We start from the raw sequence: 13,299 nt of genomic DNA on the forward strand, positions 1-13,299 counted from the left end.
AGTGCGGCCGCCCGGAATCAGCCGGCGAAGAAGTCGCTCAGTTCCTTGATCAGCTTGTCCGGGGCCTTGATGGCGCCGTCGTGGCCGAACCCGGGAAGGATGGTGTAGCTGGACCCGGACAGGACATCGTGGATCTGCCCGCAGGCGATGCCGAAGTAGGCGGGACTCTTCTCGCCCACCACGATCAGCGTTTCCAGCGGCAGTGCCTGGAACGGCTCGGCCGGCATGTCCGCGGCAATAATCGCCTTGATTTCGCGGACGCCGGTCCGCATCAGCTCGCGCTGCTGCTTCCCCTCCGTGGTGCCCGCGGTGAGCTTGTTTGCCAGCGTCAGCATGGACAGCGGCATGCGTGATGAGAACGTCCCGCCGGCCTCGAGCCCGCGCTGGATGACGGCGAGGGCCCTGTCGTCGTCGCCGGCAGCAATGGCACGTTCATACTCGGCGATCCAAGTGGCCGTGACGCTGCCGTTCACGGAGACGGCGGGATCGTAGACGGCCAGCCGCTCCACGGGGAGGGTCCGGGCTGCGTGCAGGGCAACCGCGCCGCCAAAGCTGTGGCCAAAGACGTCCGTGCTGGAGGTGTGCTTCATGACCGTGTCCAGGTCGCGGATATCCACGTCAAGGGTGTAATCCTCCGGCTGCGGAGACGAGGCTCCCCGCCCGCGCCGGTTGAAGGTGTGCACCGGACGGCCCAGTGATGCGCTCAGCTTCTGCGCGAATTTGGTGTAGTCCGCGGCCGTCACCATGGAGGGCGGAACAACCACCACGCCCGAACCTGCCGAAGCCAGTTCCGCGCCCGTGGAGAAGAGCTCCACAGTGCCGCCGTCGGGGGTCCTGATGTTCTCTCGCGTCATGTTCCGAGCCTAGCCGAGCCAACTGCGCGGGGCATCCCGGCGCCCGGCGTTGCGGATCTTACGCCAGGCGTTCGATCAGCGCCTTACTGGCGGCGCGGATGGCCGGCAGTTCGGGGCCCAGTCCGCAGAGGATCAGTCCCGCGTCCGCGGCCTGCAGGGCCGAACCTGGGGTAACCGCGCCATCGGCCCGGAGGTAGATCAGGGATTCGACCAGGCGGAAGGTGAAGTCACCGCCGTCCGGACCCTCCACGCCGGCCGAAGTGGCCGGCAAGCCGGCGCCCAGTTGCCCATACAGGGCCCTGAGCTCCTGCCGGTCGCTAAGGAAGCGGGCAAAGCGGGTGCTCCGGACCTCCGGCAGGTGGTACAGGACGCCAAGGTTCCACCGGGCAGTGCACAGCTGCGTGCCGTCGTAAAGCGCGACGGCGTGCAGCCGGCTTCCGGCCGGGGCTTCGGTTTCCGGATCGCCGGCGGGCAGGGCCGCCACGGCGCGCGCAAACGTCAGGCCGGCCGACACCGTCCCCTCCAGCAGGTCCTCGAGGATATCGTCCTTGGTCTTGAAGTGGTGGTACAGGGAGGACTGCCGGATTCCCACGGCGTCCGCAATGGACCGGGTGGACGTGCTGGCAAAACCCTGGGTGGTGAAGAGCTCAGCCGCGGCATCGAGGATTTCGTCGCGGGCGGTGGCCCCTGGCCGCGAGGGCTGCTGGTGGCGGGGGCGGCCCGGTCCGGCGTAAGTCACTGCCTCATTCTTGCACCACCGGGACGCCCGCGAACCCGGCCCAATCCTGCGCTGGCAAGTGGTGAGGGGACGGAATTCTGCCGGAAACAAGATGTCTATCCGCCTTTTACAGAGGTGAAACTGTTTGGGGACATCCCGCTGGAAAACTATCAATTGACCGGTAATCAGCAGGCTTCGGCCGAGCGCTGCGGTACCGGGAGGCTTTGCCCCCACGATCCCTTTCCATCCCCGGAGATTCCCGATGACATCAACCGTCCTCCCCACCGTCCACCAGGACGATGCAGACCTGACGTCCCTGGGCTACCAGCCCACCCTCCACCGCAAGCTCGGCCGCTACGCATCCTTTGCCGCCGGCTTCTCCTTCGTGTCCATCCTCACCACCATCTTCCAGCTCTTCGCCTTCGGCTACTCCTTCGCCGGACCCGCGTTCTTCTGGACCTGGCCAGTTGTCCTGGTGGGACAGCTGCTGGTGGCCCTGAACTTCGCGGAACTCGCAGCCCGCTACCCGCTCTCCGGAGCCGTCTACCAGTGGGCGCGCCGCGTCGGGGGAGAGGGCGTGGGCTGGTTCGCCGGCTGGTTCATGGCCATCGCGCAGGTGGTGACCGCCGCGGCAGCCGCCATCGCCCTGCAGGTGGTCCTGCCCCAGCTCTGGGACGGCTTCCAGGTGGTGGGCGGCGACCCCGCGCTCAACACCGTGACCGGCGCTTCCAACGCCGTGGTCCTGGGCGCCGTGCTCCTGGTGGCCACCACCATCATCAACTCGCTGGGCGTGAAGCTGATGGCGCACGTGAACTCGGTAGGCGTCACCTGCGAAATCGTGGGAGTCGCGGCTGTGATCCTGGCGCTCGTCAGCGCCGCCCAGCGCGGACCCGACGTGGTTGCTGATACCACTGTGCTGCAGGGATCGGACCTTGGCGCCGTGGGAGCCTTCCTGGTCTCCGGGCTGATGGCCGCCTACGTCATGGTGGGCTTCAACTCCGCCGGCGAACTGTCCGAAGAAACCAAGGACCCGCGCCGCACCGCCCCCCGCACCATCCTGTCCGCCCTGCTCATCTCCGGCCTCGGCGGCGCGCTGATGATCATCACCGCCCTGATGGCCGCCCCCAGCCTGGACGACGGCCGCCTCGCCACGGAAGGCCTGCCCTACGTCCTCACTGCCGTCCTGGGCACCTTCTGGGGCAAGGTCCTGCTGGTGGACGTGGCCATCGCCATCTTCGTCTGCACCCTGGCCATCCAGACCGCAGGTTCGCGCCTGGTCTTCTCCATGGCCCGCGACGGCAAGCTCCCGGCGTCGGCGCTGCTCTCCTCGGTCCACCCCACCCGCGGCACCCCCATGTGGCCCTCCATCGTGATCGGCGCCCTGGCAGTGGGCGTGCTCGCCATCAACGTCGGCAACGCCGCCCTGTTCACCACCCTGTGCAGCGTCTGCATCGTCATGGTCTACCTCGCCTACCTGCTGGTCACCGTCCCGCAGCTCATCAACCGCCTCCGCGGCGACTGGAACCGGGTGGGACAGGCCATGCCCGCGGGCCTCTTCTCCCTGGGCCGGTGGGGCCTTCCGGTCAACATCCTCGCAGTGCTCTACGGAGTGGTCATGGTGGTCAACCTCGCCTGGCCCCGGCCCGAGGTGTATGACCCCTCCGGAGAGAACGGCCTCCTGCTCTGGTCCGCGCCCCTGATGGTCACGGCCGTCCTGCTCCTGGGCTTCTGGGTCCGCAGCCGGAACCTCGCCAAGGCGTGACCCGCAACTCCCGCTCAGCAAAAAACTTCCACGACATCCAGGACTGACATGACACAGACCATCGAAACGCCAACAACCGGTACCGCCACTACGGCCGGCGCCCGGGCCCACGCCCGGGAACAGCACGGCAGGACCGCGGAGACCATGCGCTTCGTGCCGGCAGCTTCGGCGCCGGACCGCCTCCTGGCCGGGATGCCCGACGGCGCGTCCCCCACCTGGGCGGAGTCCCTGGCCTGTGGCCGCTACACCAGCCTGCCCCTGGCCCGCGGCACACGTATCCGGCTCACCGACACCGCCGGGGACGCCTGCGTGCACACCCTCCTGTACCGTGCCGGCAACCTGCACGAACGCCTCAACGCCGCCGACACGGTCAAGGTCCCGTGGCAGGCCTATCCGGGTGCCGGCCACCCGCTGCTCTCGGACGCCGGCCGGCTGATGGCCACCATCGTCGCGGACACGTCCAACCGGCATGACGCCCTCACCGGGGCCACCACCCTCGCCGGCAACACCGCGAAGTACGGACCCGGAACAGCGCACAGCGCATCCCCGGCGGCGCGCGAACTGCTCACCCTCGGCGCCCTCAAGAACGGCCTCGGCCCCCGGGACGTCGCCCCCTCGCTGTCCTTCTTCAAGGGCATCAACGTGGACCCGGCCGGCAGCATCACCTTCACCGGCAGCGCCGGGCCGGGCGCCGCCGTCGACCTCCTCCTCCAGATGGACGCCGTGCTGGTCCTGGCCAACACCGCCCACCCGCTGGACCCGCGGCCGGACTTCACCGGGACCGCCGTCGACATCCTCGCCTGGCACGCCCCGCAGGACCTGGATGCGCTGGCGGCAGGCAACCTGGCAGGCCCACTCACGCCGGAACACCTGCAGGCACTCCGCAACACCGAACACGACCTCACCGCAAGGAACGCCCGATGAACACCGCCATTGACACCCGCCCGGACGCCGCCCGGACCGCCCTCGCTCCCGGCGAAGTGATCCTGGACGAATCCGTCGAGGCTCGCGGCCCCTGGTCCGCCGTGGTGGCTGCCGGGGACGTGCTGACGATCGTGGACCTGGAAGGCAACCAGGCCGTGGACTGCCTCCTGTACGCCGCGGCCGACACCACCATCCGCTACTCCGCCGCCACCACGATCGCCGCGCAGCAGTCGATCGTCCTCACCACCGGCTCTGTCCTGCGGGCAGACACCGGCGCCGCCCTGATGACCGTGGTCGCGGACGAAGTGGGCGTGCATGACACCATCGGCGGCGCCTGCTCCCAGGAATCCAACACGCTCCGCTACGGCCAGCACACCCGCGAGCAGCACGCCTGCGTGGAAAACTTCCTGATCGAGGGCTCGCGGTGGGGCCTGGGCAAGCGGGACCTTGTCTCCAACATCAACTGGTTCATGAACGTTCCCGTGGACCCGGACGGCGCCCTGGGCATCGTCGACGGCCTGTCCGCCCCCGGCAAGCGCGTGGCCCTGAGGGCCGAGGTGGACACCCTGGTGCTCGTCTCCAACTGCCCGCAGGTCAACAACCCCTGCAACGGCTTCAACCCCACCCCAGTCCGCATGATCGTCACCCGGCCGGAGGCAGCCAAGTGAACAACTTTGACACCCTGCTGGTCGCCAACCGCGGCGAAATCGCCTGCCGCATCATCGAATCCGCCAAGAAGCTGCGACTGCGCACGGTTGCCGTTTTCTCCGAGGCGGACCGCGGCGCCAAGCACGTCCGCCTCGCCGACGAAGCCGTGCTCCTGGGCCCTGCCCCCGCGAAGGAGTCCTACCTCCGGGTGGACGCGATCCTGGACGCCGCGAAGGCCACCGGCGCCGGCGCCATCCACCCCGGCTACGGCTTCCTGTCGGAGGACGCCGCCTTCGCCGAAGCGGTGGAAGCCGCAGGCCTGGTGTTCGTGGGCCCCACCCCCGAGCAGCTGCGCATCTTCGGCACCAAGCACACGGCGCGCGACGCCGCCCGGGCGGCCGGGGTGCCGATGATCGCCGGTTCCGGGCTGCTGGAGGACGTGGACGCCGCCGTCGAAGCCGGCAGGACGATCGGGTTCCCGCTGATGCTCAAGGCCACCGGCGGTGGCGGCGGGATCGGCATGACGGTCTGCCGCTCCGAGGCGGAACTGGCGGAGAGCTTCCCCCGCGTGGCCCGCCTGGCCGGCGCCAGCTTCGGAACGGCCGGCGTCTTCGCCGAACGGTATGTCGAAAACGCCCGGCACGTTGAGGTCCAGGTGTTCGGCGACGGCGAAGGCCGCGTTGTCAGCCTGGGTGACCGGGACTGCTCGCTGCAGCGCCGCCACCAGAAAGTCCTGGAGGAGGCCCCCGCTCCCGACCTTCCCGCGGAACTGCGCGAGGAACTGCACCGCAGCTCCCGCGCCCTCTGTGCCTCCCTTAACTACCGCTCCGCCGGCACCGTGGAGTTCGTCTACGACTCCGCCCGCCGGGAAGCCTCCTTCCTGGAAGTCAATGCCCGCCTCCAGGTGGAACACCCCGTCACCGAATCCGTCACGGGCGTGGACCTGGTGGCATGGATGCTCCGCCTGGCCCAGGGCGGAGCCGAAGCCCAGGCCGTCCTGGCCGATGTTCCGGACGCGCTGCCGGTATCCGGCCACGCCGTGGAAGCCCGCGTCTACGCCGAGGACCCGGCCCGCAGCTTCCAGCCCAGCGCCGGGACCGTCACCAACGCCGCCTATCCCGGCCCGGCCGAAGCGCGCGTTGATGCCTGGGTGGAGACCGGCACCGACGTTTCCACCAACTACGATCCCCTCCTGGGCAAGATCATTACCTCCGGCGCCAACCGCGCCGAGGCCTTCGACCGGCTCGCCGCCGCCCTGGAGAACACCCGGATCGACGGCATCGAGACCAACCTGGGAATGCTCCGGGCGGTCAGCGGCATGGACGTGGTCCGCAGCGTGGGCCACTCCACCAGCACCCTTGACAGCGTGGGGGACCCGGAAGCGCGCATCACCGTCACCCGCCCCGGCCTGCAGACCAGCGTGCAGGACTGGCCGGGACGGACCGGTCTCTGGCAGATCGGTGTTCCGCCCAGCGGCCCGATGGACGACCTCTCCTTCCGGCTCGGCAACACTGCCCTGGGCAACCCGGAAGGCGCCCCCGGCCTGGAATTCACCATGACCGGCCCCAGCCTGACCTTCACCCACGCCACTACCATCTGCGTCACCGGTGCCGAGGCAACGGTAACGGTCGACGGCGCCGAGGTGCCTGCCTGGACACCCGTCACCGTCCCGGCCGGCGGAACGCTCGACGTCGGCACGGCCGCCGGCCAGGGCCTGCGCGGCTACATCCTGTTCCAGGGCGGCCTCGACATCCCCGAGTACCTGGGCAGCGCCTCCACCTTCACCCTGGGCCAGTTCGGCGGCCACGCCGGACGGGTCCTCCGGGCAGGCGACGTGCTGCGCGCGGTGAAGTCCGCGGAGGACCCGGCCCCAACCGCAGTCGTCCCGCTCGACAGCCGTCCCGCGCTCACCACAACCTGGGAACTGGCAGTGGCCGAAGGCCCGCACGGTGCCCCCGAGTTCTTCCAGCGCGAAGACATCGAGGAGCTGTACGGCACTGAGTATGAGGTGCACTTCAACTCCGCGCGCACCGGCGTCCGCCTCATCGGCCCCAAGCCCCGCTGGGCCCGCACCGACGGCGGCGAGGCAGGCCTGCACCCGTCCAACATCCACGACACCGCCTACTCCGTCGGCGCCCTGGACTTCACCGGTGACACCCCCATCCTGCTGGGTCCGGACGGCCCCAGCCTGGGCGGCTTCGTCTGCCCCGTCACCGTGGTGACGGCCGAGCGCTGGAAGCTGGGCCAACTGCGGCCGGGCGATAAGGTCCGGTTCGTGCCCATCAAAGCCAGCCGGGCGCCGTCGGCCACGGACCTGGGACCCGGCCGGCAGCTGGTCCTCCCGGGGGATGCAGAGTGGTCAGCGGACCCGTCCACGGCAGCTCAGGTGGTAGGCCGCGCCGCCCCCCGCCCCGTCCGCGGGGACGGCGACGACGGCGTGCTGGGCCGGGTGCCGGAAGGTTCCGGCCGGCCCGCAGTCACCTACCGCCGCTCCGGCGATGACAACCTGCTGGTGGAATACGGCGAGATGGTGCTGGACCTCGGGCTGCGCGCCCGGGTCCACGCCCTGCACCAGCACATTGAACAGCTCCGGGTGCCTGGCATCGTGGACCTCACTCCCGGCATCCGGTCACTGCAGATCAAGGTGGACCCGTCCGTCCTGTCCACCGCCCGGCTGCTGGACCTGGTCCAGGAGGTCGAGGCAGCCCTGCCCGCCAGCTCCGAACTGGTGGTGCCCAGCCGCACGGTCCGGCTGCCGCTGTCCTGGGACGATCCAGCGACCCGGGAAGCGATCGAACGCTACATGGCAGGCGTCCGCGACGACGCCCCCTGGTGCCCCTGGAACATCGAGTTCATCCGCCGGATCAACGGCCTGGATTCGGTCAACGACGTCTTCGACACCGTCTTTAACGCCGAGTACCTGGTCCTCGGCCTCGGCGACGTCTACCTCGGCGCGCCGGTGGCCACCCCGCTGGACCCGCGGCACCGGCTGGTCACCACCAAGTACAACCCTGCGCGCACCTGGACGCCGGAGAACGCCGTGGGCATCGGCGGCGCCTACATGTGCATCTACGGCATGGAAGGCCCCGGCGGCTACCAGTTCGTGGGCCGCACCACCCAGGTGTGGTCGCGCTATGCCGACTCCGCCCCGTTCGAAGCCGGATCGCCGTGGCTGCTCCGCTTCTTCGACCGGATCTCCTGGTACCCCGTCAGCCCCGAGGAACTGCTGGACCTGCGCGCCGATATGGCCGCCGGCCGCGGCCGCGGGGTGGAGATCGAGGACGGCACCTTCTCCCTGGCCGGGCACGAACAGTTCCTGGCCGAGAACCGGGTGTCCATCGACGCATTCCGGGACAAGCAGGGCGCGGCCTTCGCCGTGGAACGGCAGGCCTGGGCCGACGCCGGCGAGTTCGACCGCGCGGAGGCGCTGGCCGCCGTCGTCACTCCCGTAGTGGACGACGTACAGGTCCCGGCGGACGGCTCGCTCGTCTCGGCACCCTTCGCCGCAAGTGTCTGGAAGGTGGACGTGGCGGAAGGCGACCGGGTGGCCAAGGGCCAGCCGCTGGTATCGCTGGAAGCCATGAAGATGGAAACCGTGCTCGAGGCGCCGTGCGACGGCGTGGTGTTGCGGGTCCTGCCGGCGGCCGGCGGCCAGGTGGTGGCCGGCGAGGCAGTGGTGGTCCTTGGCGCCCCCGAACCGGCAGGCGCCCCCGAACCGGCAGGCGCCCCCGAACCGGCGGGACTGGAAGAACTGGAACTGGAAGAGGCAGCCGTATGAGCACTCCAGTCACCGCCAGCGCCACCGGCCGCGTGAAGGCAGCGCTCGCAGCGCTCAAGGCAGTGGACCGGCCCGAAATCTGGATCACCCTCCGCAGCGGGGAGGACCTGCTGGCCGAAGCGGCGTCCATCGATACCGCTGTGGCCGGCGGGGCGCAACTCCCGCTGGCCGGCCTGCTGCTCGCCGTCAAGAACAACGTGGACGTGGCCGGCATCCCGACGACGGCCGCCTGCCCCGGATTCGGCTACCTCCCGGAAAAGGACGCCGAAGCGGTGGCCCGGCTCCGTGCCGCCGGCGCCCTGGTCCTGGGGGCCACCAACCTTGACCAGTTCGCCACGGGCCTGGTGGGGACCCGCAGCCCCTACGGTGCCGTCCGCGACTCCCGCCGGCCGGAGTACATCTCCGGCGGGTCCAGCTCCGGCTCCGCCGTGGCCGTCGCGCTGGGGCTCGTGGACATCGCCATCGGCACGGACACCGCCGGCTCCGGCCGGGTGCCGGCCGGGCTCCAGGGCATTGTTGGGATCAAGGCCACGCTGGGCGCCGTCTCCACTGCCGGGGTGGTGCCCGCCTGCCGGTCCTGGGATGCCGTCACCATCTTTGCCCGGGGCCTGTCCACCGCCGAGCTGGCCATGGGCGTCATGGCCGGCAACTCCCGCGACTGGCCCACGGACGTCCGGCTGGCTGCACCATCACGGCCCCGGGTCGCGTATCCGGCCACCCTCCCGGCCCTTCCGCCGGCCTGGGCTGCCGAGTTTGGGCGGCACGTAGGCCGTCTCACAGCCTCCGGTGTGGAAACAGCCCCCATCGAATTCGACGACTTCCTCGAGGCCGCCAGGCTCCTTTACGACGGCGGGCTGGTGGCAGAACGGCATGCCGCCGTGGGCAGCTTCCTGGAAACGTTCGACGGCGGCGGGGCAGGGGACGCGGGCATCGACCCCACGGTGGAGGGCATCATCAGGGCGGCCGGCACCGTGCCCGCGCACCGGTACGTTGCCGATACCGCCAAGCTGGAAGCACTCAAGGCGAAGGCGATGGCCCGGCTTGAGGGCTTCGACGCCCTGCTGATCCCCACCGCGCCGTTCCACCCCACGCTGGCCGACGTAGCCGCGGACCCGGTGGGCGTGAACTCCCGGATGGGCACGTACACCAACTTCTGCAACCTCTTTGATCTCTGCGCCGTGGCGGTTCCTGCCGGCGAGGCCGACGGTGCCCAGTTCGGGCTGACGGTAGTGGGACGGACCTTCGACGACGCCGTGGCCGCAGACATCGCCCGCCGCATCGAAGCCACCCCCGCCGCCCCGGCGCTCTTTGCTGCCGGCGCTTCGGTTCCCCTTGAGGCGGCAGCCAGCCAGCCGCCGTCGTCCGTTCCCTGGCCGGTGGCCGCCGGCGCAGCCGCCGTCCCGCTGGTGGTGGTGGGAGCGCACCGCAGGGGGCAGCCATTGGCACCCCAGTTGGAGGAACTGGGCGCGTACTGGGACGGGCCCGTCCGGACCGCCGCACGCTACCGGATGGTGTCGCTGGACACGGTGCCGCCCAAGCCGGGCGTCTACCGGTCCGACGACGGCGCCGAGCTCGCGGGGGAGCGGTGGCTGCTGTCCCCGGCGGCCCTTGGAACGTTCCTGGCGGCCCTTCCCGAGCCCATGCTGCTGGGATCCGTGACGCTTTCGGACGGTTCCACCGCCGTTGGATTCGCCTGCGATGCCGTGGCTGCCTCCTCCGGCGAGGACATCACCGCGTGGGGCGACTGGCTGGCGGACCGGAGCGTGGCCCCGAAGCCGCGGACGGTGTGGCGCGACCTCGGGGAAGCGGCGCTGGCCGGCTTCAGCCGCGGGGAACGCGGATAGCGCCAGTGGCGTCCGGGCGGGGCTCCCCGTCCGGACGTTCAGCGCCGGCTGTGAAGTAGGCCGCGATGTCCGTCACCAGTTCCTTCACGGCGGCCGGAATTGAACCGTGGAAACACTTGGGGGACAGCTGGTAGGTGCTGCCCGGCACCGCCGCATGCAGCCGCTTCGCCGTCACCTTGTAGTAGCGGGGGCTCTTTCCGCCAGCCATGAAATGCGTGCCCGCGGGGAGCACGCTGAAGTCCCGGGCGTGGTCTCTTTCGTCGTAGGCAGCCCGCAGTTCGCCGACTCCACTGGGCATGACCTGCTGGAACATCCTGTTGACCTTCGTGCGGGACAACACGGCCATCAGGCCGGCCAGCACCGGCTCCGGGATCCTGGCCATCGCCGAACCGGGCTTCGTGGCCTTCTTCATGTGCGCCAGGGCGTGGCCCACCCTGCCGTTGTTGACGGCGTCCTCGAACCCGTCAAGCCACGCGGTGTCGATGCTGCCGTCGATGTTCACCGCCGCGTCGTACACGGCCAGCCTGTCCGGGACGAACGAGGTCCCGGTGAACTCCTGGACGGCGTTCAGGGCCACCGCCCCGCCCAGGCTGTGGCCCAGGATGTTCCGGGCGCCGGTGGCGGTGAGGACCGTCCGGACATCCTGGATTTCCGTGGCCATGGAATAGTCCGCCGGCTGTTCTGACGAGTTGCCGCGGCCCCGGCGGTCGTAGACGTCCACCGCCCAGCCGTCACCCAGGCCCTTGGCCAGCTCAATCGAGAACGGGCGGTAGATCAGCGCCGTGAGGAACGCCCCGCCGATCACCAGCACCCGCTTTTCGCCCGGGGCATCATCGGTGCCGTAGCTGTACAAAGCCAGCCTGCCGCCGTCGTGCGTTGGAAGTACGCGTTCTTTCACCCGCCCATCCTAGGGCGCACACCTGCACGGCAACTGGGAACCCGGCTACCCAATGCCCGGTAAACTTGATGATTGTGACTTCCCAAAACACCCCCGCGCCCAAGAACGCCCCAGAGCCCGTCGACGCCAGCGAGCAGATGCGCATCCGCATGGAAAAGCGCGCCAAACTTCTTGAGCGCGGCGCCGAGGCGTACCCCGTGGGTGTGGAGCGCACGCACTCCCTCGCCGAGATCCGGGAAAAGTACGCGCACCTCGAAGCGGACGATACCACCGGCGACATCGTGGGCGTCACCGGGCGGGTTGTCTTCATCCGCAACACCGGCAAGCTCTGCTTCGCCACCCTGCAGGAAGGCGGCACCGACGGCAAGGCCACCCGCCTGCAGGCCATGCTCAGCCTGGCCAACGTGGGCGAGGAAGCGCTCGCCGACTGGAAGGCCCTGGTTGACCTTGGCGACCACGTCTTCATCAAGGGCGAGGTCATCTCCTCCCGCCGCGGCGAGCTGTCCATCATGGCGGATTCCTGGTCCATGGCCTCCAAGGCCCTCCGCCCGCTGCCCGTCCTGCACGCGGACCTCAACGAGGAAACCCGCGTCCGCCAGCGCTACGTTGACCTGATGGTCCGCGATGAGGCACGCGAGATGGTCTACACCCGCGCGGCCATCACCCGTTCCATCCGCGAAACGCTGTTCCGCCACCGCTACGTCGAGGTGGAAACGCCCATCCTGAACCTGGTCCACGGCGGCGCCCTGGCCCGCCCGTTCGAGACCCACATGAACGCGTTCGACCAGAAGATGACCCTGCGCATCGCCACCGAGCTGTACCTCAAGCGGGCAGTCGTGGGCGGCATCGACCGCGTGTACGACATGGGCCGCGTGTTCCGCAACGAAGGCGTGGACTCCACCCACAGCCCCGAATTCACCACCCTTGAGTGCTACGAGGCCTGGGCCGACCAGTTCGTCATGGCCGAACGGATCAAGGAGATCATCCTTGACGCCGCGGACGCCGTGGGTGCCGGCCGTGTCCTGCAGACCGAAGCAGGGGAGATCAACCTCGACGGCGAGTGGGCCTGGCTGCCGGTGTACCCCGGACTTTCCGACGCCGTTGGGCAGGAGATCACGCCGGAGACGTCCGTTGAGGTGCTGCGCGGTATCGCCGAACAGCACGACGTCAAGGTGGACCCCAAGTGGGACGCCGAGAAGCTGGTGGTGGAGCTCTTCGGTGAGATCGTGGAGCCCACCCTGCTGAATCCCACCTTCGTGTACGACTACCCGCCGTCCGCGCAGCCACTGGCCCGGCCGCACCGCGAGGACGGCCGGTTGATTGAGGCCTGGGACCTGATCATCGGCGGCATGGAGCGAGGTACCGCCTTCTCCGAGCTGATCGACCCCGTCATCCAGCGCGAGCGGCTCACCGAGCAGTCACTGCATGCGGCCGCAGGCGACGTCGAGGCCATGCAGCTGGACGAGGACTTCCTGCGCGCCCTGGAATACGGGGCTCCCCCCATGGGTGGCATCGGCCTTGGCATCGACCGGCTGGTGATGCTCTTCACCGGGGCCGGCATCCGCGAAACCATCCTGTTCCCCCTGCTGAAGCCCGAAGGGCACTGACCATGGAATACGTCGCAGTTCTCCTGCCCTCCCTGGTGGTGGGCCTGCTCTTCTGGTTTGCCATGAAGGCAATCTTCAATGCGGACAAGGCGGAGCGGCAGGCGGAGGCCCGTGCCCAGGCCGAAGCCGATTCCCAGCCCGTGCAGCCCACGGACGGCCCGGCCCCGGAATCCAAATAGATAAAACCCCCTACTTTCCGCCTTTATCCCCAAGGAACCATTAGGCGCTTTGACGCGTTGCCAAGATAAGAGTCATACTTTTTTTGG

At 69.4% G+C, this 13,299-nt stretch carries 10 protein-coding genes; 7 read left to right on the forward strand and 3 right to left on the reverse strand.

Going from position 1 to position 13,299, the window contains the following annotated elements; all coding sequences use genetic code 11:
- Positions 1-17 precede the first annotated feature (17 nt).
- Positions 18-854: an alpha/beta fold hydrolase gene (locus tag PUN71_RS09965; RefSeq protein ID WP_043450064.1), complete on the reverse strand. Its 837-nt coding sequence runs from the start codon at positions 852-854 to the stop codon at positions 18-20.
- Positions 855-912: 58 nt separating this feature from the next.
- The gene (locus PUN71_RS09970) at positions 913-1,593 is read right to left on the reverse strand and encodes a TetR/AcrR family transcriptional regulator (RefSeq protein ID WP_277798265.1); all 681 of its coding nucleotides are present in this window, start codon (positions 1,591-1,593) and stop codon (positions 913-915) included.
- 241 nt (positions 1,594-1,834) lie between these two features.
- On the opposite strand from PUN71_RS09970, the gene PUN71_RS09975 reads away from it, so the two are divergent.
- Genes PUN71_RS09975 through atzF form a run of 5 tightly spaced genes read left to right on the forward strand, consistent with a single transcriptional unit; the run spans position 1,835 to position 10,528 of the window.
- A complete protein-coding gene (locus tag PUN71_RS09975; RefSeq protein ID WP_277798266.1) occupies positions 1,835-3,334 on the forward strand; it encodes an amino acid permease in 1,500 nt (499 codons plus the stop codon).
- Positions 3,335-3,382: 48 nt separating this feature from the next.
- Positions 3,383-4,258 carry an urea amidolyase associated protein UAAP1 gene (locus tag PUN71_RS09980; protein WP_277798267.1) on the forward strand — a complete coding sequence of 292 codons (876 nt, stop codon included), beginning with the start codon at positions 3,383-3,385 and terminating at the stop codon, positions 4,256-4,258.
- Positions 4,255-4,926: an urea amidolyase associated protein UAAP2 gene (locus tag PUN71_RS09985; RefSeq protein WP_277798268.1), complete on the forward strand. Its 672-nt coding sequence runs from the start codon at positions 4,255-4,257 to the stop codon at positions 4,924-4,926. The genes PUN71_RS09980 and PUN71_RS09985 overlap by 4 nt, the downstream gene beginning before the upstream one ends.
- Positions 4,923-8,684: an urea carboxylase gene (uca, locus tag PUN71_RS09990; RefSeq protein ID WP_277798269.1), complete on the forward strand. Its 3,762-nt coding sequence runs from the start codon at positions 4,923-4,925 to the stop codon at positions 8,682-8,684. The genes PUN71_RS09985 and uca overlap by 4 nt, the downstream gene beginning before the upstream one ends.
- Positions 8,681-10,528: an allophanate hydrolase gene (gene atzF, locus PUN71_RS09995; RefSeq protein WP_277798270.1), complete on the forward strand. Its 1,848-nt coding sequence runs from the start codon at positions 8,681-8,683 to the stop codon at positions 10,526-10,528. Before uca ends, atzF begins: the two co-directional genes overlap by 4 nt.
- On the opposite strand, the gene PUN71_RS10000 is transcribed toward atzF, so the two are convergent.
- Positions 10,506-11,426 (reverse strand): alpha/beta fold hydrolase, encoded by a 921-nt coding sequence (locus tag PUN71_RS10000; RefSeq protein WP_277798271.1) that lies wholly within the window; start codon positions 11,424-11,426, stop codon positions 10,506-10,508. The genes atzF and PUN71_RS10000 overlap by 23 nt on opposite strands.
- 68 nt (positions 11,427-11,494) lie before the next feature.
- Between PUN71_RS10000 and lysS the strand changes: the two genes are divergently transcribed.
- Together lysS and PUN71_RS10010 are read left to right on the forward strand one after the other, a co-directional pair.
- The gene (gene lysS, locus PUN71_RS10005; protein WP_277798272.1) at positions 11,495-13,033 is read left to right on the forward strand and encodes a lysine--tRNA ligase; all 1,539 of its coding nucleotides are present in this window, start codon (positions 11,495-11,497) and stop codon (positions 13,031-13,033) included.
- 2 nt (positions 13,034-13,035) lie between these two features.
- The gene (locus PUN71_RS10010) at positions 13,036-13,212 is read left to right on the forward strand and encodes a hypothetical protein (RefSeq protein ID WP_277798273.1); all 177 of its coding nucleotides are present in this window, start codon (positions 13,036-13,038) and stop codon (positions 13,210-13,212) included.
- The last annotated feature ends 87 nt before the right edge of the window (positions 13,213-13,299 follow it).

This window comes from Arthrobacter sp. NQ7 (assembly GCF_029581595.2).
GTDB lineage: Bacteria > Actinomycetota > Actinomycetes > Actinomycetales > Micrococcaceae > Arthrobacter > Arthrobacter phenanthrenivorans_B.

Coding starts and splice junctions, on each gene's coding strand:
- atzF (WP_277798270.1), top strand. CDS start 8,681: ATGAGCACTCCAGTCACCGCCAGCGCCACCGGCCGCGTGAAGGCAGCG.
- PUN71_RS09985 (WP_277798268.1), top strand. CDS start 4,255: ATGAACACCGCCATTGACACCCGCCCGGACGCCGCCCGGACCGCCCTC.
- lysS (WP_277798272.1), top strand. CDS start 11,495: ATGATTGTGACTTCCCAAAACACCCCCGCGCCCAAGAACGCCCCAGAG.
- PUN71_RS09965 (WP_043450064.1), bottom strand. CDS start 854: ATGACGCGAGAGAACATCAGGACCCCCGACGGCGGCACTGTGGAGCTC.
- PUN71_RS10010 (WP_277798273.1), top strand. CDS start 13,036: ATGGAATACGTCGCAGTTCTCCTGCCCTCCCTGGTGGTGGGCCTGCTC.
- PUN71_RS09975 (WP_277798266.1), top strand. CDS start 1,835: ATGACATCAACCGTCCTCCCCACCGTCCACCAGGACGATGCAGACCTG.
- PUN71_RS09980 (WP_277798267.1), top strand. CDS start 3,383: ATGACACAGACCATCGAAACGCCAACAACCGGTACCGCCACTACGGCC.